Genomic DNA, 23156 nt, shown 5'->3' with positions numbered 1-23156 from the left:
CCGATTCCCGAAGACTGCGACGCGAGCTATGGACAAGGTGTACGGCGGGCCGCTGTACTCAGGCTCGTTCGTCTGGAGGAGGTGCTGATGACCGCAATCAAGCTGGACTCGGTGTCCAAGGTGTACGGCGGCCGGTACCTTGCCGTCGACAACGTGACGCTGGACATCGCGGCCGGCGAGGTCATGGTGCTGCTCGGGCCCTCCGGCTGCGGCAAGACCACCTTGCTCCGGATGATCGCCGGCCTGGAGGAACTCACCGCGGGCAAGGTCTGGCTAGGACGCACCCACGCAACGGACCTCCCGCCCAAGGATCGCGGCGTCGCGCTGGTCTTCCAGAACGGCGCCCTGTACCCGAATCGCACCGCCCGCCAGAACATCATGTTCCCGTTGCGGATCGCCGGTGAGGACGCCGAGGAGGCCAGCTCGAAGGCCGCCGGCCTGGCCAGGATTCTCGGCATCGACGCAGCACTCGATCGGCTGCCACGAACGCTGTCCGGCGGCCAGCGGCAGCGCGTCGCCATCGGCCGGGCGATCGTCAGACAGCCGCGGATCTTCCTGATGGACGAGCCGTTGTCGAACCTGGACGCGACCATGCGCACCGAGTTGCGGCAGGAGATCGGCGCCATGGTCCGCGACATCAACGTGACAACGGTCTACGTGACCCACGACCAGGTCGAGGCTCTCACCCTGGCCGACCGGATCGCCATCATGCGCGACGGCCGGATCGAAGACGTGGGGACTCCCGAACAGGTCTTCAACAACCCCGCCACAGCCTTCGCTGCCGGCTTCCTCGGAACGCCACGCATCAACCTCATGTCCGCCACCGTCCGAGTCACCGCTCATCATCGCGTGAGCCTGGACTTCGGCGGCCAATCCCTCCACCTGCCACCGACCGACCGCCGATCGATGATCCTCAGCCAGCACGACGGCATCCAGGTCATCGTCGGCGCCCGCTCGGATGCGTTCACGCTGGCCGCCGGCGGCGGTCAGAACAACCAGCTCTCTGGATCACTGCGCGCACTCGAGTTCCACGGCAACCAGTGGATCGCCTTCGTCCAGTGCGGCATCGAGATGCTCAACCCCGACGTCGTCCGATCGCATGCCCCGCACCCAAAGTCGAAGCCTTCCGACGGCCACTCGCACCACCGCCACGCAGCCCCACGCATGTCGACCCTGACAACCATGGCCCGCTCGGTACTCCGCAAGTCCGCCCCACCACCCGCCCCCGAGCCGGCCGCCTCCCCCACCCACCGCCGAGCCGACCTGGTCCTCGAGATCGACCCCGGCAGCGGCCTCCAGTCCGGATCAAACGTCCACCTGACCGTCGACCCCGCCCACCTCCACCTCTTCGACAACCACGGCCAACGCATAGACCGCGTCGTACGCTGATCCTTCGGGCACGCCTAGCTCGCGGTAGCCGGGCGGGCGTCAGACGAGTGAGGCAAACCCAGCAGGGCACCGATGAAGAAGCACAGTGCGCCGAGTGAGGTGCACCAGTTCGAGGCGGCCAGGTTGAGTATCGAGCCAGTGGCCGGCACGACGAACGAGGCGACGGCCGAGATGCCGAACAGCACGCATCCGAGCAGATTCACAGCAGCCATCGTGGCCGCCCTGTCCATCCGCGCCGGGCGGATGCTCCGCCCAGCCGCGACCCAGTAGGCCAGCACACCGGATGCGAGAAAGCACGCCGAGCCGAACATATCCGGCGCCCAAATCAGCCGATTCTCCTGCTGCGTCGACAGACTCTCCTGCATCGCGGCAAACGTACTGAGGTTGAACAGCAGAGTCCCAGCGAACTGAACCGCAGCACTCCACCACGACAGATCACGCCCCCACCGCTGCCCGCGCCGAACAGTCCCCTCCCGCAACTCCATAGCGGCAGCAATCGTGAAGAACACGGACCCAACAAAAAACACCACCCCGTCCACCGCCGCCCCCACCACCTGCACAAACCCAGGAAACGGCCCCACAAAGAAGCACACCGACCCCACCGCAAACCCCACGCCAATAGCCCGATCCCACCCCACCCGATCCACCGGCCGCGGCAAAGAAACCAGCGCATGCCCAATCACCCACACCACCCCCAACCCGCCGACCGTACGGCACCCCCGCCACCCCCTCCTCCCCCAACCCGGATGACCTCAGCACACCCTCCCTGGAGCGCTCCCCACGCCCTGGTGAGCTCCCCCGCCCCAAAGCACCCGCCGCGCCCCGGTGACGCCGCGCGCATAACAGGCGCAAATCGAACGACAGGACTGCGACTCAGTCCCGCGTGACGCCGGCCGGCCAGATGACCGTCACCGGCAGGTCCCGGTCGCGTGCTGCTTGGACGACGTCGGCGGTTCCGCCGGGGCCGCGGGCGGGTTGGCCGTCCCAGATGGCGATCAGCTCGTCGGCGCGGTCGAGCATGCGGAGGCTGGCGTCCATGTGGGCATCCGCGTCGGAGACTTCTCGATCGAGGGCGACTGCTTCCGAAGCCTTGGACAGCAAAGTGTCGTAGGTCTGGTGGTGCGACACCGGGAGGCCGTCGCGGTAGGTGGTCGCTGGGATGACCGCGATAAGCCGGCCGCCTAGGTCGAGGACTGTTTGGGCGAACAGCGCATCGGCACCATCAGCCAGACACGAGATCCCGACAAGCTCGGTCACCCCTTTGGACTCGATCGCGTGCCGTAGCTCAGCCGCGGTCCAAGCCTTCACCTCTTCAGACAGGCCACGATGACCCGAGACTGCGAGATACACGACTACCCCTCCCCCTCCACGCGCGACCAACTATTTGTAGCGGTGCCAGAGTTCGTTGGCGCCGGATCTGAGGGTGGATAGGCGGTGGGCGTGGACCTTGGCGATGCCGGGGCGATTGCGGAGGTCGGTGATGACGCTGGTGACCAGGACCAGTTCTCGGATGCGGCTGAGAGTCGGCCAGGAGGACAAGGCGGTGACGTCTAGGCCATAGGTGGCGGCTAGCGCTTCGTGGTCCTGGGTAGCGCCGAAGCGGCGGGCGCTGACGGCAGCGACCACCAGGTCGTAGGCGAGAGGGCCGATGCTCGTGCCGTCGAAGTCGCAGAGGACGAAGCGGCCGGAGCGTTCTCGCAAAAGGTTGCCGATGTAGGCGTCGCCGTGCAGTAAGCCCATCTTGAGATCGGGCGTGAGGGCTCGGTAGTCGGCCTCGATCTTGGCCCCTGTGTGAGCCAGGCGTGATCATCCGGTGTGATGCCGTCGGCCATCGCTAGGCGACTGCGGGCATTGCTGAAGGGGTCCCAGGGCTTCAGGGCGGCCATCGGTTCGAGTTTGTGCCAGCCGAGCAATGGGGCTGCCAGCTCGGCACCGGTCCACTCGGGATTTCCGCCCTCCAGGAGCTGCCAGATGGTCGCCGAGTAGTTCTCGAACAGGACCGGCTGATCGAGCGCCGGAGCGAGCCGTACGGCGGGAGCGTCGTGTTCGCCCAGCCAAGTGGCAATACGCGCGACGTGGTCGGCACGCTGGCTGGCTAAGTCGCCGGCACCGAACCTGACGACAACGCCTTGGCCTGGAAGTCGGAAAACGGCGTTGTTCGTGTACTTGATGAGCTCGGCTTCGTCCGGGAGGAGCCCGGCTTCTTGGCAGATGCCCTTGAGAGCGTGCTTGAGCCTCTGGTCGAGCTCTGCGGACAGGTTGGTCATGCGGTGAGTGCCTTCGGCGCGGTCGTGCGGACGGACTCGAGCTGATGCAGCAGGTCCACGGCGTCGGAGTTGTCGGAGTGTTGTGACGCCGCGGTGCCGATCTCCGCGAGGCGGCCAAGCCCGCGACCGCTTCGGAGGTGTTGAGCTTCGTTGATCACATCACGAGCCACGTCGATGCCGAGGTCCAATTCATTCGTACGCAACAGGTTCGTCGACAGGATTATCCGATCGAACGTCCGGCTTCGACGCGACCTGTCAGGCCCGGACTCGTTGATCGCCTGCTGTGCGAATGCGACAGCGCGTACGGCGTACTCCCGGGCCTGTGCAACGTCTTTTGCGTAGCCCGACAACGAGTTGTAGACGAGCGCCTGGTGGCCGGTGTAGTCGCCCGGCGTGAAATACAGCGTCGTCCACGGTGAGACCCGGCGCTTATCGGCACGGCCCATCTCGTGTTCGGCCCGAGCCAGCGCGTCGAGGACGTGATCGTGCTTACCGAGCATCGCGTAGGCGAGAGCTTCGTTGGCGTGCAGTCGTGCCACCTCGGCGGGATCGCCCGCGTCCTGTGCAGCGAGTTGGCCGAGTTGCAGCATCTTCAGCGCCTCAACCGGTTGGGCTTCTTGCATGCTGACCCGGCCGAGCCGGTACAGGATCGAGGCAGCGAGCGAGGGCTCATCGGCATCCTTTGCGAGAACGAGAGCGTTCATCAGGAAGCGTCGGGCCGCTGCTTGGTCGCCGATGTCATGGAACGACCAGCCGAGCATGCTGCTGAAGTCCGCAAGCGACACCTTGAGGTCGCGGTGCGTGCGGTGGTCGGCGGTGGAGTGGATCATCCGCCGCGCGTATCCGTAGAAACCGCGGGCCGCGTCGACCGCTGCTCCCCCGCCGTACTGCTGATCGAGCTTCCGGAACTCGGCGGTCATCGACGCCACTTGTTCCACATCAGATCCGGTGATCACCGACGGTACTGCGGCAACGCTGGTGGGCAGCTCGGGCAACCACTTCCGAGCCTGGTCATTCACCGAACCGAACGCCACGCTCGCCACCGCGCCGGCGAAGTTGCGGCGATCGTCGCTGGTCAGCTCATGCGAGCCGTCGCTCTGTCCATCGCCGGTTGAGGCGTATGCGAGCCCCATCTGTCCGCGCGGGATCTCGAACGCGTCGGCGATGCGTTCAAGGACGTCGTACGCCTTGACCTGGCGCCCGTTGAGGATCTCCGAGACTTCGCCCTGCGACGGGTAGGTGCGGGCGCCAATCTGCGTCTGGCTCCAGCCATGCCGCTGCAACCAGCGGAAGATACCTGCCACGTCACGTGACGCGAGCACCGGTCGCAGCTCCGCGCGATCCCACCAGGACGAGTCGAGCAGCGGCTGCGGTGGTGTCATCGTCACTCCTTGTCCCTAGGCGGCTCTGCGAAGTTAGTCGGAGCGCATCCGGCGTGTCTATCGGCACCGCCGATAGGTCGCCTCGATGAGCACAGCCTGTAGTGAGAAGACTCCTCCCAGCGCCATGGTGTGAATACAGAGTGTTACGACACCGAACGAAGGACGCCCACCATGACGACGCCACTGTTGATCGCGTTCTGCCTGGCTGCGGGCCTGACACTCGCAATGGTCACCGATCTGTTCCGAGATCTGTCCGGCCGCAACGAATGACATGGCGGCAAGACAGATGATCAGCAAACTTGCCGGTGCAGATCACCACGAGCGGGGCAACGCCATGCGGGCTTACGGCTACATCCGGAAGCACTTCCTCATGAGCGAGAACGAGCTGGCGAGCGCTCGAAAGCTCGTCGTCGAAGCCGCTCACAGTCGTGGGACTCACCTGGTGGCGATTCATGTCGAGGAGATCGAGACAGCGCCTGAGGCGTTCCACGACTTGCTCGCGGTCGTGATGCAGGAAGCAGAGCGAATGATCATCACGCCCGGCATCCAGCACCTCGGGGTTGCCGGCGACCCATCGTCGGTAAGGCAGCGCCTCGAGTCGAACGGCATCACGATCGTGGTCAGCGGCTAGGCACGGCGGACGTAGGAGCGGCACAGATGTCCGTCACCCCAGCCCTCGGGTTCATCTCGATGCATTTCGTAGGGAACACAGGCCAGCTGCTCGCTGTCCAACGACAGTTGCAGGCGTTCGCGAGCGCACACGGACTTCAGCTGACCAAGGTGTACGTCGAGGAGCCCGGACCACCCAGCGCGGCCCTCGACCTCCTCGAATCACTCCTGCGATCCGACGGACAACCTCTCGTCGTACCGACTTTGCACCACCTCGCCGTACTCGGGCACCCAGCCAAGATCAGACACCACCTCCGCCACTGCACCCACGAGGTTCTGATCGCCACCAAGCCGGCGGAGCGGACGTGCTGAGGGGACATCCCTCGTTCTCCTCAAGTCCCCTGCACCCCACGTCCGTTCCGCCGCTCCACCATCGGGAGGACTTGTCAGCCAGCGCACTCCGCGACCGCGCGCGTGACTGCTCACTGACTCCGGTTGGCCGCGACCACGGGGCGGTCGAGGGCGGGCGGCAGCCCGCAACCGCCGGCGGCGGCCAGCAGGAATGCCGGCGGCAAGCCGGAGGGTGGGTGGGAGTGGGCGTAGCAGGTGCGTCGAGGAGCGTAGCGACGATGAGCGCCCGCGTAGCGCGCGTGGGAAGAACTACCTGATGGCTAGCGCCCGTAGTCAGGCGTTGAGGGTCTCAGACGAGTTGTTGGCCGCCGTCGATGTCGAGGGTGGCGCCGGTGATGGCTGTGTTGGTCATCAGGTGGAGGGCCAGCGTGGCGATGTCGTCGGGTCCGACAACGCGGCCGATCGGGAGCGTCGTACGGAGTTCCTCGCGGCGGGCCTCCAGTTGGTCGCCCAGCAGTCTGGCTGAGAGGGGTGTGTCGACGAAGCCGGCGGCAATCAGATTCGCCCGGATCGGCGCGAGCTCGACCGCAAGGTTTCGCGTCATCGCCGGCATCGCTGCCGTGAGCGCGCCGATCAGGACCAGGCCAGGAGCCGTACGCCGACCGCCGGTGCCACCGATGAAGGTCAGCGACCCGCCCGGGCGGATCCTGCCGATCGCGAGCCGGGCAAGGTGCAGCGGCAGAAAGAGATGTGACTCGATATCGCGGCGTGCCTCGTCGAAGTCGAAATCCTGCAGCGGCGCGTAGTACGGCCCCGGTCCGGTGACCAGGACGTGATCGATCGGCGTCGGCAGCGACTCGAAGAACATCCAGAGCATGTCGAAGTCGGTCGCGTCGAACGCCGCCGTGTCGGCACCGAGCTCCTTGCCCACCCGCTGCAGGCGTTCCTCGTTTCGCGCCGTGATGATCACGGATGCACCCTCCGCCCGCGCGAGGCGAGCCGTAGCGAGGCCGATCCCCTGGCTCCCGCCGATCACAACCACTGTCTGCCCGCTCAGCCCACGGCCGTCCGCTGACGTCATCATGCCTCCACTCCTCGTGCCGACTCGCGGTGTCACCATCCACATTCACCCTCAGTCGACCGTCTCGCACCAGGGAGATTCACCAGTGCCCGTGACCAGCGGCGGGCGACGGGACCGTGGGGGGACCAAGGAGGCAATCGATGAAGCTCTTTCGCGGGTGGCAGTCGCCCGCAACGAGGTCCTCCGCAAGACCTTCTCCAACTCGGCATCACCTCTCGCCGCCGGCTCCGCAGCGCCCTGGCCCGCTCCGCGTGACGACACCAGGCGAGCCGGCCGGAGCGTGAATGCTCCGGCCGGATCGGCCTCGACGATGACTGATGATCACCCCTGCACTCGGGTCGTGGGGGTGTTGCGCGCTTCGATGGCCCGGACGGACGCGTCGAAGGCCTTGCCCAGGACCTGCTTGCCGAAGAGTGCGAAGACACCTCCGATCAGGTGACCCTTGAAGTTCTTGCCTTCGCGCACGATGACGACGTCGATCTCCGTCGCACGGTCGGCCCGTCGCTTGAACGTGTACGTGTGGCCGGACCTTCCGCCCCAGACGTTGGAGTCGGTCGTCGTGAGGACGACGTGGTCGGAGTCGGACCAGTCGTACCGCAGGCGCTCCCAGACGCCGGGCGAGCCCTCGGTGACATCGGCCCAGCCCGCCCCCTGGTCGTGCACCTCGAGGTAGTCGTCATGGCTGTTCCCGAAGATCTTCGAGCGCCCCGGCCCGAAGTCCGTGAGCCCGGCGATGAACTGCTCGGGCGTCGAGGTGGTCACCTCGGTGAGGTGAATCGTGGTCATGGGTCTTCCAATCCTTGGAGGGTTTCCGCTGTCTCCACTGTTGGTCAGTGGCAGACGCGTCACCCCAGGGAAAGTCCCTGGTCCATCACCTGGTGGTCATTGCAGGGAGTCGAGCTTCTGGCGGGCGGCTCTCAGGCGATCGGCAGCCTGGTCGAGGTGGTCGGCACGGCCGGAATCCTCGCCCTGGTACGGGTTCTCGCGAATCGACGCACGCCGACGTGGCACCTCCGCAAGGTCTTCACCAAGCTGGGCATGCCCTCCCGGCAACAACTCCCAACCGTCATCCACGAGGCAGGCAACGCAGCCGCTTCAGGTCGCTCCACAGACTCAGATGACGAAGGCGACGCCGCTCGGTCGTGACGCCGGTCCGCTTCTGCCCTTCACGACACGCCCGGTACGACGCAGAAGTCGAGAACGGGGCCTCCGGCAACCTCGAGAAAGCGCACCCGGGCGCCGCCACATCATCCGCGACCGCAAGTCCTTTCAGCCGGACCGCACCTGCATGCACCTGGTCCGGATTGCTACCGCACCCGGAGACGGTTGTTGCGGGGGTTGTGCTCCAGTTCGACGAGACCGAGGTGCTCCAGGAGCGGGGGCACGTACATGGCGAAGCGGCCGCGGTAGCCCTTGCGGAGGCCGTACCACCCGCCGACCGGGTTCTCATCCGCACGAGCCCACGCCTCCAGCGTCCCGTCCTTCGCCGGCTTGCCCTCGTCCGCGCTGCCCAACTCCATCCAGTCCCCGTGCGCCTTCAGCATCGCGGGTACGTCGTCGAGACAGCGCGCCAGGTACCGCAGCTTCGTCGAGCCGACCTGGCAGACGATCTCGGCCGGGTCGGCGGTGTCGTCGCGGTACATGGAGTACTCGGACGTACCAGGTGGCGTCTTGAGAACCCAGGGGTCCTCTTTCGTTCCAGAGTCGCTCATCAGTCTCCTCCTTCGGTTGTCGCGGAAACGAAGTACCGGAGCAGCCCGCGCCAGCCGTCGGCGCTCGCATCCCGCCAGCGCTCGGCATCGGCACCCAGTCGCTCCCAACCGCTGTGGACGATGTCCAACTTGCTTCGGCCTCCCGGTACGGCGACGAAGCGAACGTCAACGTCCGTGGCCTCGTCAGCCGGCCGGCGGATGTGCCACCGGTAGCTCAGTCGGTGCGGGGGATCCCACGCCGTGATCTCGCCCCAGTCGATCTGCTTGCCATCGCGGGTCAGTTCGTAGATGCGCCCGCCGACCTTGGGCTCCAACGTCACCGCGGCCGGGTCGCCGCTGACCGAGTGCCCCCGAGGCCACCACGACGAGAACCGCTCCGTCTACGTCGCAAACGCGTGCTCGACCGAGCAGTCCAGCTCGACCTCGACGCGCAGCGGCTCGATCATTCCGCTCCCCCGGACGGCCGCGTGTTCTCGGCCAGCAACTTGAGCCGCCCGACCGCCTCGCCCCACACCTGCAGCAGGTACGCCTGCACGATCTCAGCGCCGGACTCGTGCAGGTGATAGATCCGTCTGGTGCCCTCGGGCACCTCCTCGACCAGCCCGGCTTCCTTGAGCAGCCGCAGATGCCGCGACACCGCCGGCCGGCTGACCGGCAACTCCCCGGCCAACTCCCCGACCGACCGCGGCTCGTCAGCCAGCAACTCGAGAATCCGCCGCCGCGTCGGATCCCCCAACGCCGCAAACGGATCCCGCTCGGCCTCAGCCATCACTCCGCAAGCGTAACCCATCAGTTACGGTAACCATCGTGTTACAGACGGCTCATCGAACCCTGAACGTGCCCTGATCCTGGCCTGACCGGCGCGTCGACACCTTGACCCTGGACTTGGGTACGGCCTGCACGCTGCAGGTCAGCTAGCGATGTCTGGAGGCGTGTGATGGGCACTGTGGATGCTTCGGCAGGGCATGGCGTTACGGCAGGTGCCGGCGGATCTTGTAGTCAGATCGGGCCGTGGGGAGTTGCGGCGCGACTGTTGCTCGGCGGGTACTTGTTGTGGGCGGTCCTGGGACCGCCGTACCCGATCGATTTCGGCGGCTCGGAGGTGCTCGGCCTGGTCGGGTTCCCGGCGCTGTTGCTGGCGTGGCAACGGTGGTGGACGCGACGCCATCCGGCACCGGTACACGCGACCGGCCCGGTGGCGAGCGTGGTGAACCTGGCGGTGGTCGCCGCCTTGTACCTGACGCCGTGGTACCTGCCGGCGTTGTCGGCCACGAGCGACGCAGCGATGATCTTTTACGGGGCGTCGATGCTGATTGCCGCGGCCCGCCGCTACGCCAGCTGTGAGGTGTTGGCCGTCTCGAACCTGGTGCTCGGTCGCGACGACCAGATCGGTTGCCTGGTGTTCGCCCCCGTCGACGCCCTGGAACGCAGGCACCACCACCGCAAGACAGGATCGAGGACCCCGTCATGACTGCTGTACCGGAGGGGTCGCTGTGCTGGTGCTGCGACTCGGAGTACGACGAACAGAATCTGGTGCGCCTCAGGTCACGGCCTGAGGTCGGCATCTGTCTTGGCTGTGCACGCGACCTGCAAGTGCGAGCCGCCGAACGACACGACCTACTCAACCCCTCCTGGGCAGGCCGACTGAGATCCGGCATCCGGCAGACCCGCGAAGCCGTGATTGGCCGCGGCTGGCACGACCGGCCCGTCGTCGGCCGCCTCCTACGCGCCATCGACCGCTTCCTGCCCTAAGGACGCTCAGTTAGGCGCCGCGATCTCCGCGCCTGGCGGGACGAGAATTGGACGTGATGGTGCAGTGGCGCCTCCGGAGGGCGCTACGAGGTCACTCTGGCCTCCGCCATGGCCGCCCCGAGGACCGCGAAGTTCCTGACCGGACCAGGTGATGCCACGACCCTGGCGCAAGGCAGCCGTACCTATCACATGACCAGATGCTGCGGCGGCAGTCATCCCCAGCCGACGTTGAGCACTTGTTGGTGTGTTCAGGGGTAGTGGGTTCGGGCCTGGGTACAGGTCGGCCAGTTCAGCGGCGGTACGACAGTGTGCCGCCGAGCTTCCTTGATGCGCGGTAAGGATCCCGCGCCTCCATCACTCAACGACTGTCGCCGGCGCCGTCGGCGGATCAGTCGCGCGCGTTTGCCCAAACACCCATTCATGCTTCTGGAAGGAGCAGTCACATGACGCCCACGACAAACCACCGGCTGGATGTCTCCAGTCCACCCGCGGAAGGTGTGGCGGGTACAGCCCGGGACGAGGCCGGGCAACTGAAGGAAACCTCGACCGAGGCGGCTCGCCAGGTTGCCGGGACCGTCAAGGACAAGGCATCGGAGGTGAAGTCGGGTCTCGGCCACGAGGCCCGGCGGATGGCCGGTCAGACACGCGACGAGCTCGTCCAGCAGACGAGTCAGCAGAAGGAACGGGCCACGCAGAGCCTGCGCTCGATCGGTGACGAGCTGCGCGGGATGGCCGAGCACGGCCAGTCCGGCCTGGGTGCTCAACTGGCGCAGCGCGGCGCCGAGTTCACGGATCAGGCGGCGGAATTCCTGCAGAATCACGAGCCCGGCGACCTGCTCGAGCAGGTCCGCGGATATGCACGGCGCAAGCCGGGCACGTTCCTGCTGGCCGCCGCAGCAGCCGGTATCGTCGCCGGCCGGCTGACCCGCGCCCTCGCGGCGGGCGGCAGTACGGCGTCCACGCCGGACTCGATGGCTACCGGCAACGGGGCAATCAACTCCGTCGGTGACGACTATCCCGTCCCACCCGCATCGACGACCTTCCCTCCAGTGGCTCCTACCTCGGCGCCGCCGCCCGCGCCCACACCGGTGGCACCCGACCCGGATCCCGGGGCGCCGGTGACACCCAGGTTCAGCCCCGGATCGGGCCAGTGAAATGACTGTCGGCGGATCACCACCCGACAGCGGTCCGAACCGGCTGTCGATGGACGACTCGGTCGGTCAGCTCGTGTCCCAGCTGACCACCGACCTGGGGCAGCTGACCCGCCAGGAGCTGGCGCTGGCGAAGTCCGAGCTCCAGGTGGAAGCGAAGAAGGCCGGCAAGGGAGCGGGCATGCTCGGGGGCGCGGCTTTCGCCGGCTGGATGGTCGGGCTGTTCGTCTCCCTGGGCGTGATGTGGGCGCTGGGCGAGGTCATACACCTTGTCTGGTCGGCGCTGATCGTCGCGGCGGTCTGGGCGATCGTCGCCGCCGTACTGGCGTCGACGGGACGCAAGGAACTGCAGGAGGTCAACCCGAAACCCGACCAGACGGTCGAATCACTCAAGGAGGACGCGAAATGGCTGAAGACCCGGAACAGCTGAAGCGAGACATCGAGGAGACGCGGCGTAACGTCGGCCGCGACGTCGACGCCTTGACCGAGAAGGTCAGCCCCGGCCGGGTCGTCGGACGGCGGGTGGACCGGGCTCGCTCCGGCGTACATCGACTGAAGGAGCAGGTGATGGGGTCGGTGGACTCCGTCGGCGACACGGCCGGTTCGGTGACATCGACGGTACGGGATGCCGGCGCCAAGATCGGCGACGCGGTTGGTTCGGCACCGGACATCGGCCGGGCACGAACACGGGGTACGCCGTTGGCCGCCGGAGTCATCGCCTTCGCGGCCGGCTGGGTCGTGGCCGCCGCACTGCCGGCGTCCACCAAGGAACGTGAGTTCGCGCAGGAGGCCAAGGACAAGGCGATGGACGCGGCCGGCCCGGTGAAGGAACAGGCAGCTCAAGTGGCGCAGGAGGTCAAGGACCATCTGCAGGAGCCCGCCCAAGAAGCGGTCGAGCAGGTCAAGCAGTCCGCCTCCCAGGCGGCCGGCGAGCTAGCGGACGAGAGCAAGTCGGCCGCCCAGCACGTAGCCGGAGACGCGAAGCAGTCGGCGAACCACGTCCGGCAAGCCGGTTCGCCCGGCTGATAGGTCGAGACGGCCGGGTTCCCGGAACCCGGCCGTCCCAGACGCCATCTACGCACGGAAACTGCAAGAAGCACGCGGCACCGGCGCAGGCTGGTCACGGCCACGGGCATGGTCACGGACATGGCCACGGAGATGGTCATGGGCACGACCACCACGACGGTCTTCTGGGCAAGCTCAAGGAGATCTTCGTCCCGCACTCGCACGACAGCGCCGACAAGGTGGACTCTGCGCTGGAGGCCAGCCGGGAAGGGATGCGCTGCCTGAAGATCAGCTTCGCCGGCCTCATCGTCACCGCGCTCATCCAGACCGTGGTCGTCTACTTCACCAACTCCGTCGCGCTGCTCGGCGACACCCTGCACAACTACGCCGACGCGCTCACCGCGATCCCGTTGGCGATCGCCTTCATCGTCGGCCGCCGGCTCGCGACCCGTAGCTACACCTACGGGTACGGGCGGGCCGAGGACCTCGCCGGAATCGTCGTGGTGGTGCTGATCGCCGCCTCCGCCGCGTACGCCGGCTACGAGGCGGTCATGCGGTTCATCAATCCCGGCGAGGTCAAGCACCTCGGCGTCCTCGCGGTCGCCGGCGTGGTCGGGTTCCTCGGCAACGAGATCGTCGCGCAGTACCGGATCCGCACCGGCCGCAAGATCGGCTCGGCCGCCCTGGTCGCCGACGGTCTGCACGCCCGCACCGACGGCTTCACCAGCCTCGCCGTCGTCCTCAGCGCCGCCGGCGCCTGGCTCGGCTTCTCCCTCGCGGACCCGATCATCGGCCTGCTGATCACGATCGCGATCCTGTTCGTCCTCCGCGACGCCGCCCGCGAGGTCTACCGCCGCTTGATGGACGCAGTCGATCCCGCACTGGTGGACCAGACGGAGCAGGTCATCCGCTCCACCCCCGGGGTCATCGACGTCAACGACATCCGGCTGCGCTGGCTCGGCCACAGCCTCCGCGCCGAGGCCCGCATCGCGGTCGACTCCGGCACCTCACTCGTCGAAGCCCATCACCTCAGCCACCAGGTCGAGCAAGAGCTGGTTCACGGCGTACGGCGCCTTACGTCCGCCACCATCCACGCCGAGCCCCTCGCCCCCGACTCCACCCCCGCCCACGACCTCGTCTCACACCACCGCTGAACACCGCGGGCGGCTGGGCCTCGGCTCAGCCGCCCGCGCCCACGGCTCCGGCGGTCACGGCCGGTTGGCTCGGACGAAGCGGAGGAACGGGCGTCGGTCGCCTGTTTCGGCGACGTCGAAGCCGGCTGAGGTGATCAGGGCGGGAAGTTCGTCGATCGGGTTGTGTTGCATGGCGTGCCCGCTCAGGGCGCCGATCAGATGGTTCAGCACCCGGCCGCGCGGCGGGCGGAAATCCGCGACGAGCAGCCGCCCGCCCGGCTTCAGCACGCGGAACATCTCGGCGAAGGCCGACCCCCGATCCGCAGGCGGGATGTGGTGGATCGCCAGGCTCGTGACCACCACGTCGAAGGTCGCCTCCCCGAGCGGCAGCCGCTCCGCGCCGGCCAGCTGGAACGACGTGTTCGTGGGCGCATGCTCGTTGGCATAGGCAACGACATCGGGTGACGGATCGATGCCGACGACTCGGCCCGACGGTCCGGCAGCCATGGCAGCCCGGCGGGTCAGGTATCCGGTTCCACAACCGATGTCGAGGACCTGGTCGCCGGCCCGGACATCGGCGAGCCGGACCAGTCCGTCGTACACCCGGGCGCGCTGACCGGCGAAGCCGATCGCGGCGGCGAGCTCGTAGCGGCGCGCGTGCTCGATGTGTCCCCCACTGCCGTCATCGCCGTGGCCGTGGCGGCTGCCGAGGAATCGCTGTCCGAGTCCCATGTGTTCTTCTCCTCGATCGTGGGTGTCACAGATAGGCGAGGGCCTCCCGGACCGTGATCCGGGACGAGCGGGTCGCGGCCGCCTCAGTGGCCAGGACGGAACCGAGCACGGCCAGCGCGGTCCACAGTGCGACTGCCGGCAGCGACACCCGGAACGGCAACGGAGCCGACATGAACAGGTTCCCCAACCCGTTCCCGAGTACGGCGACGAGTGCGAGCGCCGGCCCGATCGCGATCACACAGCTGGCGAGGGCGAGCAGGACAGACTCGGTCTGGACGATCCGCCGGACCGACCGCGGCCGCGCCCCGATCGCCTGCAGGACGCCGAACTCGCGAGTGCGGTCGAGCACGTTCGCAGACGTCGTACTGGCGAGGCCGATCATCCCGATGATGCCCAGCGGCAGCGCCACCCCGACGAGCACCAGCACGATGGGATCTGTGTGCCCGGCGCTGATGGCTTCGCTGCGGCTGACGGACGCGGACGAGGCGACCTGGATACCCGCGGCCGTCAGTGTCTTACCGATCGCGTCCGCGGTCGCCGTACGCGACGCTTCGTCGTGTGCGTCGGTGACGACGCGCAACTCGTTCGCCTCGACCGGACGCCCGTTGGCCGCCGCGAATCCCTCGCTCGTCGCGTACACCGCGCCATCTCCTCGTTCCTCGACGATCCCGACGACCCGCCAGGTGGATGTCCTGGTCTCGGTCACCAGGTCCAGCGAGTCGCCGACCGCAAGATCCGGGACCGTGTTCTTCAGGGTGACTTGGCTCAGCACCACCGCGCCCTTCTCCCCCGGCTGAAGCCACCGGCCAGCCAGCAGCTTCCGCGCGGCCCCGCCGCCACCAGGGACGGTGACCAGCCGGATGCTGCCGTGACCCTGGTCGGGATACGTGCGCGTCACCGGAAGGCGACCTGGACGCGCGACCGCGGTCTGTACGACGTCCGCTCCCGTGACGCCAGCGACACCGGGCAACGAACGCATCAGCTCGGTCAGCCGATCGGTCGCGACCGGCTGGACAAGCCGCACATCGACATCCCAATCGCGCTGCGCGACCTGCTCTTGCGTAGCCGCCTCGGTCCCTGCCGTCAACGACATGCCGCTGACGAAGACCGCGCCCGCAGAGGCCAAGAGGCCCGCCGACAGCCAGAACCTCGCCGGGCGTCGCACGGTGTTCCGCAACGCCAGCAGCAGCGCTCGGTTGATCCTCCGGCTCCGGCTCAATGTCGCCACGATCCCCGAAGCCCGCCCCGCTCCACGACCGGTGCCACGGTGGTCGATCGCGGCACGGACCGTGGTCCTGCTCGCCTTCACCAGCGGAACCGACGCAACCAGCGGAGGCAGCGCGACGCCGACAGCCACCGCGACCACGATCGCCCAGGCGGGCGCGGCGAGACTGACCGGTACGACGCCCAGCATGTCCAGCAGCATCCGCAGGAAGGATCGCCCGATCAACACCGCCGGCCCGAAGGCGAGCAGTGTGGCGACCGACGAGACGGCGACCGTCAACGCCAAGTAGCCCCGGCCGATGACCCCCGCTCGGGCACCGACGGCCTTCAGGATGCCGATCTGCGGGATCTGCTGGGTGAACAGGTTGTTCAGCATTGTGGCGACCAGCATCGTGCTCAGCAGTAAGGCGGCCCCGGCGCCGACCAGGAGCGTGAGCAGCAGTACGTCGGCCTGCCACTGATGCGGATGCGCATACGGCTCGGGAACCTGGATCTCGGCCACCCGTACGCCGTACCGCTGCTGCAGCGCCTCACCGACCTCGTTGGCAACGGCAACGATCCGGTCGCGATCGTCGCTCGCGACCGTGCCGCCCGGATCCGCCACCTGCAACTTGAGCTGGTCGAAGCGCACCGGTCCGACAGCGCCGGACGACACATATCCGCGACCGCGTTGCTCTTGCGGCGACGGCGCCAGGCTGGGGTCGTACACCGTTCCACCCACCCGCAGGCTCACGGTGCGCCCAGTCGGCAAGCGCAGCCGGATCGAGTCGCCGACAGCGACGCCGACCAGCTCGAGCGAGTCACCTCCGAGCCGGATCTCGCCGTCCGCAGGAGGCAAGGCCGGTCCGGTCAGGTCGAACTTCGCCAGCCGCATCGGATCGTCCGGGCCGGCCACGAAGACCTGCAACGGGTAGGGCCGGGAGGCTCCCGCGACGTCCACCTCGGTGTCGAACTGGGTCCGCCCGGTCGCCGCGATCACTCCCGGCAGGCCGCGCGCGGTCGCCACGGCGGCCGCCATCGCTCGCTCGTCGAGCCCCTCCGCGAACACGATCGTCGCCGACGCGGGCTCGGTCCTCAGGTACGCACCGCTGGTCTCGCGGCCGATCGAGCTCCACGCGAACAGCATGCCGCTGAACACCGTCAGGCTCACCACGAGAGCGACGACCATCAGCGCGAACCGAGACCAATTCGTGCGGACGTCCCGCCGCAGTTTGCGGCGCAGCAGGCCACTCATCGCACGACCCCGGCCGCATCGAGGTCGCTGCGGATCAGGCCGTCCTGGATCGTGATCTCACGACTCACCAGCGAGCGGATGTCGGTCTCGTGCGTCACCACGACGATGGTCCGGCCCTCGGCGTTCAGGCCGGCGAACAGCTCGAGGACTGCGTCGGCAGTGGCCGAGTCGAGGTTGCCGGTCGGCTCGTCGGCCAACAGCAGCGGCGGGTCGTTCGCCAGCGCGCGGGCGATCGCCGCGCGTTGCTGCTGACCGCCGGACAGCGCCATCGGCAACTTGTCCGCCTGATCGCCGATCCCGATCCGGTCCAGCAGGTCGCGGGCACGTCCGTACCGGTCCCCCGGTGCGACCTGATTCGCGAAGTCCATGGGCAGCAGCACGTTCTCGATGACGGTCAGCGTCGGCAACAGCTGGAAGAACTGGAAGACCAAGCCCACTGTCCGCCCGCGCCAGGCCGCCAGATCGGACTCCGATAGCCCACCCAGGTCGGTCCCGGCGACCTCCACAGTCCCCGACGTGGCCCTGTCGATGCCGGCGAGCAGATTCAGCAGCGTCGTCTTCCCGCTCCCGGACCGGCCGACCACCGCGACGAACTCCCCGCTGCGGATGTGAAGATCGATGCCCCGTAAGGCGGTGAAGTCGCCGGCAGCCGTCCGGTAGGTCTTGCCGACAGCCTGCAGCGCGATCGTGTCCGGGCCACTCATCGCGTCAACCCGTCGAGCAGAGCCACCGTCGCACCACTCTGCGCCTCGCTCCCGTGCCGCGAGGGTCCGTGCCCGCCGGTTCCGCGGGCCAGCATCATCACCACGCTGAGCAGCAGCAGCACCAGTACTGCGACCGCCGCGATCGTCAGCCACCGGCGCAGGCGCTCTGCGCCGGCCCGTTCCGACCAAGGTCCCATCTCTGTTCCTTTCGAGCTCCGTTCATCGGCTCCAGCCTCGCCCGGCACCGGCACCCCGCGAATCTCCCGCCAGGGCGATCTCCGACGTCCCCGCGGAGTCCACGAAGATCACCCTGCTGGGTGACGTAGTCCCGGTACGGTGGCCGATACGCTCGGCAGACCATGTCCGGCCACACGGCGCACCCCAGGTCGCCCGCGAATCCTGCGGTTCCGCGGGCGCTCGACGTCGCCGTGACCCTGCTCGCATCGGCCGCCGCCCTCGTCCAGCTCTGGCACAGCATCGGCTCACAGCCCGAGCCGACGCCGGACGTGACAGCCGTGCAGGTCGCGCTGACACTCGGCTCGTGCCTGCCTCTGGTTGCCTGGCGGCGCTCGCCAGTGGCGGTGCTCGTTCTGACCGCCGTCTTCAACACACTGCTCGCCGCGGCGGGCCAGACGATCGAGCTCAACCCCGGACCAGCCGTCGCGCTCTACCTGGTCGCCACGACCCGGACGCGCGCCGCTCCGTGGACCGGCCGGACCACCTCGCTCACAGTGGCACTTCTGATCAGCTACTTGATCGCGGCCTGGATCTCGCAACAGCGACCACCAGTCACCGAGCTGCTCCATGCCGGTCTCCTCTGGGGCGCGGCCTGGTTCGCGGGCGACCGCCACCGGCTCCGGCGCGAACAGCTCGACGAGCTCCGCGCCCGGGCCGACCGGATCGAGCGGGACGCCACCCGGGAACGCCTGCTCGCGGTGGCCGAGGAGCGCGCCCGGATCGCGCGTGACCTGCACGACTCGGCCGGGCACGCGATCACCCTGATCGCGGTCCGCGCCGGCGCGGCCCGGTTACGGCATCACGCCGATCCCGATCGCTCCCTCGCCGCACTCCAGGCCATCGAGGACCTCGCCCGCCAGACTGCCGCCGAGATCGACGACACGGTTCGAACCCTCCGGACGCCGGGGGCCACCGACACCGAGCCGGCCGGCGGCCTGGCGACACTCGAACTGCTCGTCTCCCGGCACGCCCGATCCGGCCGGCCGGTGACCCTGCGCCGTACCGGTGAGCCCAGGCCGTTGCCTGCGGCCACAGACCGGGCGGCGTACCGGATCGTCCAGGAAGCACTCACGAACGCGGCGAAGTACGGCGCAGGCCGGGCCGACGTGCTGGTGACGTACGACGGCGACGTCGTGGAACTGCTCGTCACGAACCCGATCGGCCCGGAGCCCGGAACGTCCGGCGCCACCGGCGGGCACGGTCTCGTCGGAATGCAGGAGCGGGCCGCCCTGGCCGGAGGGAGCGTCGTCACTCGCCGTACGACGGAAGCGTTCGAGCTCCGCGCGAGGCTGCCGGCCGGATGACACGCGTACTCATCGTCGACGACGAGGACCTGATGCGCGCCGGCCTGGCCGAACTGCTGACCGCGGACCCGGCCATCGAGATCGCCGGGCAAGCCGGCACCGGGCAGCAGGCCATCGACCAGGCCGCCGCGGTAGCGCCGGACGTGGTGCTGATGGACGTCCGGATGCCCGACCTGGACGGCATCGCCGCGACCCGCGAGGTGCTGCGCGTGGCGCCCTCGGCGAAGGTCCTCATCCTGACCACGTTCGAGCACGACGAGTACGTGTTCGGCGCGCTGCGTGCCGGCGCCTCCGGCTTCCTGGTCAAGCGAACGCGCCCGGAAGACCTCATCGCCGCCGTGCACGCCGTTCACGCCGGCGACGCACTGCTGTCCCCCTCGGTCACCAGGTTGCTGATCGAACACGTCGCCCGGGAACAGCAACCACCCGTCGTGGATCGGACGGCTCTCGAGCAGCTCGAGGTGCTCACCCCGCGCGAACGCGACGTCCTCACCCAGGTCGCCCGCGGACTCTCCAACCGCGAGATCGCCGCCGAGCTCGTCGTCGAGGAGTCCACCGTCCGCACCCACGTCAAGCGGCTGCTGATGAAACTCGGCCTCCGCGACCGGATCCAGGTCGTCATCCTCGCCTACGAAACCGGCCTGATCCGGCCCGGTCAGCGACCGGACGCCGACTCCTGGAGGCGCTGAAGCTTCGCGTTGTAGGCCGCCAGCGCGGCGTCGCCGTCGCGATCTGCCTGACGATCCAGCCGGGCGGCCTCCCGCCGGTCGGCGCGCAGCCACTGGGCGAAGACGACAAGCGTGACGAGCACGATCGGCGCCTCGCCGAAGCCCCAGGCCACGCCGCCCGCTGTCGACTGGTCGGACAGCGGATCCACGCCGAGCCGGCGGGCTGACTCGGCCAGCGTCGCACTGAGCGGAGCCGCTGCCTGCATGACGATGACGCCGAAGAACGCATGGAAGGGCACGGCCAGCAGCATCTCGACCAGCCGGAGGCCAGGCGCCGTACGGCGGGGCCACGGGTCGACGCGCAGGATCGGGCCGAAGAACAGCAGCCCGACCAGAAGGAAGTGGATCAGCATCAACTGGTGGCCGCGATGGCTGGACATCGCCAGGTCGAACAGGCCGGTGAAGTACAGGCCGAAGAGGCTGACCACGAACGCCGGCACTGTCACCCCTGGGTGCGACATCGGCCGGGCCGGCCGGGAGTGCAGCACGACCAGCAGCCCTCGCCGTACCGGACTGTTCCACGCCGACGAGGCGATGGGTCCACCACCTGTACGCAGGCCACGTAGCTGTGACGGAGCAGGAATTTGCCCATAGCAACGTTGATGACCAGTCGGGGTTTCAGGGCCTGGAGGCGGTCGCTGAAATCGACGCCGTCGGTGAGGTCAGTCGGTGCGGAGGACTGCTGGGTTGTCGACCTCGGCGGCGAGGACCGCGGCGGCGTCGCCCGCCGCTCGATCGCCACTGCGGCTGCGATGCAGGTAGGCGCGGGCCACGAGTTCACGCATCCCGGTCCGCGTCGCGAGAGCCTCGAGGTCAGCAGCCCACTGCGTCGCGTCGCCTCGGCCGCGTTCGATCGCGAGCGCACACAGGGCGTCGAGGCAGTAGCCTTCGACCCAGAGCCAGGCGTCTGGCAGCCGGATACAGCGCATGCGCGCCTCGGTAACCCAGCGCATCGCCGACTCCGTGTCTCCGCGGCGGTCCGCGACGAGGCCCTTCCCGCGTGCTGCGAGTCCTTCCCAGCACGGGTCGCCGAGCTGGAGCGACAGCGCGTAGGCATGGTCGTACGCCGAGGCCGCGGCATCCGTGTTTCCCTCGGCCAGGTCGACGTCCGCGAGTAGCGACTCGGGCAGCGGGACGAACGCCGTCCAACGCAGTTGTCGCGCCACTGCCAAGGCGGCCTCGAGTGCCTTGCGTGCGGGTACGAGCTCGCGGCGCAGCAGACGGCTGCGGCCGATGAAGGTCAACGCCCAGGCCTCCACCGAGCCGACGTCGGCAGCCCGGGCCAGCCGCAACGCCTCCTCCAACTCGTGCAAGGCGTCGGTGTGCCGGCCGACATCGGTCAGGGCCACTCCTTGGATGGCATGGGCCCATGCCTGTTCGGCCGGGTCGTCGCCGGCGAGCGAAACCGCTTCGTGAAGCCAGCGCTGAGCCCGGTCATAGCGGCCGCGAAGAAGCTCGACATAGCCGAGTTCGCGGTATGCCTGCGCGGCCGATGTGTCGTCGTCGACGCGGTGCGCGACCTCGATGGCTTCCAGCAGTACGCCGGCTCCTTCGCCATCGCGACCGCGGACGCCGTGCACGAGCGCCGAGCCGAGGGCGACGAGCGCCTTCGTTTGAAGGCCTGGGTCGTCGATCTCGTGCACCTGCGCAACTGCCTGGCGTAGGGCGGCCACGCCGGCGTCAACCGCACCGGCGTCCATCGCGGCGATCCCGGTCTCCAGTCCTGCGGTCACGCCGGCGACAGACGGCGGTTGCTCGCGCGCTTCGGGCGACGGGCTCGGGTCGGCGGCGTCGAGGATCGCCTGCCCGGGATCCGTGCCGAGCTCGCGGCGGAACAACGCGACGCACGAATCCCTTTGACGTCGCGCTGCAGCCCGGTCGCCCGCGGCGGCGTACGCGCGGATGAGCAGTTCTTGGGCTTCCTCGTCGAGCGGGCTGGCGGCGACAACTCGAATGGCCAGCCGCACAGCCCGCTCCGCGTCGCCAACTGCCAGTTTGGCCCGTGCCGCCTCGCGCAGCGCGTTCTCCGCGGCCGCCGAGAACCGGCGCCGCTCAGCAAGCAGCCACGCCTCGAACGCCGGACTCGACGGGAACGCCATACCTTCCAGGAGTTCGCGGCCCAGCCCAGGAACGCGGAGGGCCTGGACCCAGGTCCCCGTCGTCAGGGCGCGTACGTCGACGAAGGTGCCAGGCGGCAACCGAAGTTCCACCGGGCCGCCGATGATGGTGGACTCCGGCCCCAGAAGCCGGCGCACCTGGCTGAGGTTCCAGCTCAACGCGTTCAGCGGGTCGTCGGCGTCCGAGAAGAGCAACTCGGCGAGCCACTCGCGGCTGGGCGCCGAGGCGGTCGTGAGCAGATAGGCGAGCAGCGCCCATCCCTTGCGTCCGCGCGGTGCAGGGTGCGGTTCCCCGCCGCTGGTCACGTGCGGCTCGCCAAGCAGGTGAATCGCGAGTGTTGCCGACACGTTTCCCAGTATCCGCCGCCGGCCGTCCGATCGCAGGGTGGTCACAGCCAACGTCACATCCGCGAGGTGCACGATTCCCACAACACCCGGCTCAGGAAACTCGCACCGAAGGAGAACCACCATGACCACCACGGCGAACGAGTCGACCCGCAACGGCGTCGACACCGCCGCTCTCTTCGCCACTCTCGACGCGGTCCAGGCTGCACCCGCGGCGGCGAAGTTCCAGTTCCGCGCGAGCAACGAGTGGATCAGCGGAACCCACAGCCGCAGCACCATCCGCGGCTTCCACGGCGTCGGCGAGGAGCGCGCCCACGAGCACACCTTTCACTTCGACGCCGACCACCCCGCCGTACTGGTGGGACGCGACAACGGTCCGACCCCGGTCGAGTACGTGCTCCACGCTCTGGCCGCCTGCCTGACCGCAGGTCTGGCCAACATCGCCGCCGCTCGTGGCGTCACGCTCACCGAGGTCTCCTCGACGGTCGAAGGTGACATCGACTTGCTGGGGATCCTCGGACTGTCCGACGAGGTCCGCAACGGCTACCAGCAGATCAAGGTCAGCTTCGTCCTCAGGGGTGACGACCCGGAGAAGCTCCGCAAGGTCCTCGAGCAATCGCGCCGGCGTTCCGCCGTACTCGACATCATCTCCAACGGCGTGCCCGTCTCCATCGACGTCGACGCCGCACGAGACTGACC

Annotated in this window: 26 protein-coding genes and 1 pseudogene; 11 read left to right on the top strand and 16 right to left on the bottom strand. The window is 68.4% G+C overall.

Annotation, left to right across the window (positions count from 1 at the left end; genetic code table 11):
- Positions 1-87 precede the first annotated feature (87 nt).
- Complete coding sequence (locus tag ACIBGM_RS25105; protein ID WP_360531795.1) at positions 88-1389, top strand: ABC transporter ATP-binding protein; 1302 nt, start codon at positions 88-90, stop codon at positions 1387-1389.
- Between the two features lie 14 nt (positions 1390-1403).
- Here the strand turns inward: ACIBGM_RS25105 and ACIBGM_RS25100 are convergent, their stop codons facing one another.
- From ACIBGM_RS25100 to ACIBGM_RS25085, 4 genes are all read right to left on the bottom strand, one after another.
- Entirely contained in the window at positions 1404-2072 is a 669-nt protein-coding gene (locus ACIBGM_RS25100) for a hypothetical protein (RefSeq protein ID WP_396386908.1), read from the bottom strand.
- 190 nt (positions 2073-2262) lie between these two features.
- Positions 2263-2739, bottom strand: a complete 477-nt coding sequence (locus ACIBGM_RS25095) for a hypothetical protein (RefSeq protein ID WP_360531801.1) — start codon at positions 2737-2739, stop codon at positions 2263-2265.
- A gap of 30 nt (positions 2740-2769) precedes the next feature.
- Entirely contained in the window at positions 2770-3168 is a 399-nt protein-coding gene (locus tag ACIBGM_RS25090) for a phosphotransferase (RefSeq protein WP_396387067.1), read from the bottom strand.
- Between the two features lie 484 nt (positions 3169-3652).
- On the bottom strand, positions 3653-5038 hold the full coding sequence (locus ACIBGM_RS25085; protein WP_360531807.1) for a helix-turn-helix transcriptional regulator: 1386 nt from the start codon (positions 5036-5038) through the stop codon (positions 3653-3655).
- 370 nt (positions 5039-5408) lie between these two features.
- Between ACIBGM_RS25085 and ACIBGM_RS25080 the strand changes: the two genes are divergently transcribed.
- Together ACIBGM_RS25080 and ACIBGM_RS25075 are read left to right on the top strand one after the other, a co-directional pair.
- Positions 5409-5669, top strand: coding sequence for a hypothetical protein (locus ACIBGM_RS25080; RefSeq protein ID WP_396386907.1), 261 nt, complete (start codon positions 5409-5411; stop codon positions 5667-5669).
- Between the two features lie 26 nt (positions 5670-5695).
- Positions 5696-6019 carry a hypothetical protein gene (locus tag ACIBGM_RS25075; protein ID WP_360531813.1) on the top strand — a complete coding sequence of 108 codons (324 nt, stop codon included), beginning with the start codon at positions 5696-5698 and terminating at the stop codon, positions 6017-6019.
- Between the two features lie 328 nt (positions 6020-6347).
- Here ACIBGM_RS25075 and ACIBGM_RS25070 read toward each other — a convergent pair whose 3' ends face one another.
- The 6 genes and pseudogenes from ACIBGM_RS25070 to ACIBGM_RS25045 all read right to left on the bottom strand — a co-directional run bounded on the left by ACIBGM_RS25070 (position 6348) and on the right by ACIBGM_RS25045 (position 9560).
- On the bottom strand, positions 6348-7082 hold the full coding sequence (locus ACIBGM_RS25070) for an SDR family oxidoreductase (protein ID WP_360531816.1): 735 nt from the start codon (positions 7080-7082) through the stop codon (positions 6348-6350).
- Positions 7083-7400: 318 nt separating this feature from the next.
- A complete protein-coding gene (locus tag ACIBGM_RS25065) occupies positions 7401-7865 on the bottom strand; it encodes a hypothetical protein (protein WP_360531819.1) in 465 nt (154 codons plus the stop codon).
- Between the two features lie 96 nt (positions 7866-7961).
- Positions 7962-8090: a hypothetical protein gene (locus ACIBGM_RS25060; RefSeq protein WP_360531822.1), complete on the bottom strand. Its 129-nt coding sequence runs from the start codon at positions 8088-8090 to the stop codon at positions 7962-7964.
- A 296-nt stretch (positions 8091-8386) separates the two neighbouring features.
- The gene (locus tag ACIBGM_RS25055) at positions 8387-8791 is read right to left on the bottom strand and encodes a DUF6855 family protein (RefSeq protein WP_360531825.1); all 405 of its coding nucleotides are present in this window, start codon (positions 8789-8791) and stop codon (positions 8387-8389) included.
- Positions 8791-9156: pseudogene (locus ACIBGM_RS25050) on the bottom strand (SRPBCC domain-containing protein); the annotation flags it as partial. The gene ACIBGM_RS25055 and the pseudogene ACIBGM_RS25050, both read right to left, overlap by 1 nt.
- Before the next feature lie 77 nt (positions 9157-9233).
- On the bottom strand, positions 9234-9560 hold the full coding sequence (locus ACIBGM_RS25045; protein ID WP_360531828.1) for a metalloregulator ArsR/SmtB family transcription factor: 327 nt from the start codon (positions 9558-9560) through the stop codon (positions 9234-9236).
- Between the two features lie 168 nt (positions 9561-9728).
- Between ACIBGM_RS25045 and ACIBGM_RS25040 the strand changes: the two genes are divergently transcribed.
- The 5 genes from ACIBGM_RS25040 to ACIBGM_RS25020 all read left to right on the top strand — a co-directional run bounded on the left by ACIBGM_RS25040 (position 9729) and on the right by ACIBGM_RS25020 (position 13853).
- Positions 9729-10262 (top strand): hypothetical protein, encoded by a 534-nt coding sequence (locus ACIBGM_RS25040; RefSeq protein WP_360531831.1) that lies wholly within the window; start codon positions 9729-9731, stop codon positions 10260-10262.
- A 724-nt stretch (positions 10263-10986) separates the two neighbouring features.
- Positions 10987-11697 (top strand): hypothetical protein, encoded by a 711-nt coding sequence (locus ACIBGM_RS25035; protein WP_360531833.1) that lies wholly within the window; start codon positions 10987-10989, stop codon positions 11695-11697.
- 1 nt (position 11698) lies between these two features.
- A complete protein-coding gene (locus ACIBGM_RS25030) occupies positions 11699-12124 on the top strand; it encodes a phage holin family protein (protein WP_360531836.1) in 426 nt (141 codons plus the stop codon).
- Positions 12100-12720, top strand: a complete 621-nt coding sequence (locus ACIBGM_RS25025) for a DUF3618 domain-containing protein (protein WP_360531839.1) — start codon at positions 12100-12102, stop codon at positions 12718-12720. The genes ACIBGM_RS25030 and ACIBGM_RS25025 overlap by 25 nt, the downstream gene beginning before the upstream one ends.
- Positions 12721-12938: 218 nt before the next feature.
- Positions 12939-13853 carry a cation diffusion facilitator family transporter gene (locus tag ACIBGM_RS25020; protein WP_360531842.1) on the top strand — a complete coding sequence of 305 codons (915 nt, stop codon included), beginning with the start codon at positions 12939-12941 and terminating at the stop codon, positions 13851-13853.
- Between the two features lie 54 nt (positions 13854-13907).
- Here the strand turns inward: ACIBGM_RS25020 and ACIBGM_RS25015 are convergent, their stop codons facing one another.
- From ACIBGM_RS25015 to ACIBGM_RS25000, 4 genes are read right to left on the bottom strand one after another with little or no spacing between them, the layout of a single operon-like run.
- Positions 13908-14564 carry a class I SAM-dependent methyltransferase gene (locus tag ACIBGM_RS25015; RefSeq protein ID WP_396386906.1) on the bottom strand — a complete coding sequence of 219 codons (657 nt, stop codon included), beginning with the start codon at positions 14562-14564 and terminating at the stop codon, positions 13908-13910.
- Positions 14565-14589: 25 nt separating this feature from the next.
- On the bottom strand, positions 14590-17022 hold the full coding sequence (locus tag ACIBGM_RS25010) for an FtsX-like permease family protein (protein ID WP_396386905.1): 2433 nt from the start codon (positions 17020-17022) through the stop codon (positions 14590-14592).
- Positions 17019-17726: an ABC transporter ATP-binding protein gene (locus tag ACIBGM_RS25005; RefSeq protein ID WP_396386904.1), complete on the bottom strand. Its 708-nt coding sequence runs from the start codon at positions 17724-17726 to the stop codon at positions 17019-17021. Before ACIBGM_RS25005 ends, ACIBGM_RS25010 begins: the two co-directional genes overlap by 4 nt.
- Entirely contained in the window at positions 17723-17923 is a 201-nt protein-coding gene (locus tag ACIBGM_RS25000; protein WP_396386903.1) for a hypothetical protein, read from the bottom strand. The genes ACIBGM_RS25005 and ACIBGM_RS25000 overlap by 4 nt, the downstream gene beginning before the upstream one ends.
- 162 nt (positions 17924-18085) lie before the next feature.
- Here ACIBGM_RS25000 and ACIBGM_RS24995 point away from each other — a divergent pair, with 162 nt between their 5' ends.
- Together ACIBGM_RS24995 and ACIBGM_RS24990 are read left to right on the top strand one after the other, a co-directional pair.
- Entirely contained in the window at positions 18086-19267 is a 1182-nt protein-coding gene (locus ACIBGM_RS24995) for a sensor histidine kinase (RefSeq protein WP_396386902.1), read from the top strand.
- A complete protein-coding gene (locus tag ACIBGM_RS24990) occupies positions 19264-19956 on the top strand; it encodes a response regulator (RefSeq protein WP_396386901.1) in 693 nt (230 codons plus the stop codon). The genes ACIBGM_RS24995 and ACIBGM_RS24990 overlap by 4 nt, the downstream gene beginning before the upstream one ends.
- Here the strand turns inward: ACIBGM_RS24990 and ACIBGM_RS24985 are convergent.
- Positions 19923-20531, bottom strand: a complete 609-nt coding sequence (locus ACIBGM_RS24985) for a cytochrome c oxidase assembly protein (protein ID WP_396387066.1) — start codon at positions 20529-20531, stop codon at positions 19923-19925. The two genes, ACIBGM_RS24990 and ACIBGM_RS24985, sit on opposite strands and share 34 nt — an antisense overlap.
- 126 nt (positions 20532-20657) lie before the next feature.
- Entirely contained in the window at positions 20658-22460 is a 1803-nt protein-coding gene (locus tag ACIBGM_RS24980; protein WP_396386900.1) for a BTAD domain-containing putative transcriptional regulator, read from the bottom strand.
- A 121-nt stretch (positions 22461-22581) separates the two neighbouring features.
- Between ACIBGM_RS24980 and ACIBGM_RS24975 the strand changes: the two genes are divergently transcribed.
- Positions 22582-23154: an OsmC family protein gene (locus tag ACIBGM_RS24975; RefSeq protein WP_360531869.1), complete on the top strand. Its 573-nt coding sequence runs from the start codon at positions 22582-22584 to the stop codon at positions 23152-23154.
- Positions 23155-23156: the final 2 nt, after the last annotated feature.

It is taken from the genome of Kribbella sp. NPDC050470 (assembly GCF_044458365.1).
Classification (GTDB): Bacteria; Actinomycetota; Actinomycetes; order Propionibacteriales; family Kribbellaceae; genus Kribbella.
This window is presented reverse-complemented; position numbering and strand designations above follow the sequence as displayed.

What these genes read in the sequence shown, in the direction of transcription:
- ACIBGM_RS25105 (WP_360531795.1), top strand. Translation starts at nt 88, where the DNA reads ATGACCGCAATCAAGCTGGACTCGGTGTCCAAGGTGTACGGCGGCCGG.
- ACIBGM_RS25085 (WP_360531807.1), bottom strand. Translation starts at nt 5,038, where the DNA reads ATGACACCACCGCAGCCGCTGCTCGACTCGTCCTGGTGGGATCGCGCG.
- ACIBGM_RS25080 (WP_396386907.1), top strand. Translation starts at nt 5,409, where the DNA reads ATGAGCGAGAACGAGCTGGCGAGCGCTCGAAAGCTCGTCGTCGAAGCC.
- ACIBGM_RS25075 (WP_360531813.1), top strand. Translation starts at nt 5,696, where the DNA reads ATGTCCGTCACCCCAGCCCTCGGGTTCATCTCGATGCATTTCGTAGGG.
- ACIBGM_RS25070 (WP_360531816.1), bottom strand. Translation starts at nt 7,082, where the DNA reads ATGATGACGTCAGCGGACGGCCGTGGGCTGAGCGGGCAGACAGTGGTT.
- ACIBGM_RS25065 (WP_360531819.1), bottom strand. Translation starts at nt 7,865, where the DNA reads ATGACCACGATTCACCTCACCGAGGTGACCACCTCGACGCCCGAGCAG.
- ACIBGM_RS25055 (WP_360531825.1), bottom strand. Translation starts at nt 8,791, where the DNA reads ATGAGCGACTCTGGAACGAAAGAGGACCCCTGGGTTCTCAAGACGCCA.
- ACIBGM_RS25045 (WP_360531828.1), bottom strand. Translation starts at nt 9,560, where the DNA reads ATGGCTGAGGCCGAGCGGGATCCGTTTGCGGCGTTGGGGGATCCGACG.
- ACIBGM_RS25040 (WP_360531831.1), top strand. Translation starts at nt 9,729, where the DNA reads ATGGGCACTGTGGATGCTTCGGCAGGGCATGGCGTTACGGCAGGTGCC.
- ACIBGM_RS25035 (WP_360531833.1), top strand. Translation starts at nt 10,987, where the DNA reads ATGACGCCCACGACAAACCACCGGCTGGATGTCTCCAGTCCACCCGCG.
- ACIBGM_RS25030 (WP_360531836.1), top strand. Translation starts at nt 11,699, where the DNA reads ATGACTGTCGGCGGATCACCACCCGACAGCGGTCCGAACCGGCTGTCG.
- ACIBGM_RS25025 (WP_360531839.1), top strand. Translation starts at nt 12,100, where the DNA reads ATGGCTGAAGACCCGGAACAGCTGAAGCGAGACATCGAGGAGACGCGG.
- ACIBGM_RS25015 (WP_396386906.1), bottom strand. Translation starts at nt 14,564, where the DNA reads ATGGGACTCGGACAGCGATTCCTCGGCAGCCGCCACGGCCACGGCGAT.
- ACIBGM_RS25010 (WP_396386905.1), bottom strand. Translation starts at nt 17,022, where the DNA reads ATGAGTGGCCTGCTGCGCCGCAAACTGCGGCGGGACGTCCGCACGAAT.
- ACIBGM_RS25005 (WP_396386904.1), bottom strand. Translation starts at nt 17,726, where the DNA reads ATGAGTGGCCCGGACACGATCGCGCTGCAGGCTGTCGGCAAGACCTAC.
- ACIBGM_RS25000 (WP_396386903.1), bottom strand. Translation starts at nt 17,923, where the DNA reads ATGGGACCTTGGTCGGAACGGGCCGGCGCAGAGCGCCTGCGCCGGTGG.
- ACIBGM_RS24995 (WP_396386902.1), top strand. Translation starts at nt 18,086, where the DNA reads ATGTCCGGCCACACGGCGCACCCCAGGTCGCCCGCGAATCCTGCGGTT.
- ACIBGM_RS24990 (WP_396386901.1), top strand. Translation starts at nt 19,264, where the DNA reads ATGACACGCGTACTCATCGTCGACGACGAGGACCTGATGCGCGCCGGC.
- ACIBGM_RS24975 (WP_360531869.1), top strand. Translation starts at nt 22,582, where the DNA reads ATGACCACCACGGCGAACGAGTCGACCCGCAACGGCGTCGACACCGCC.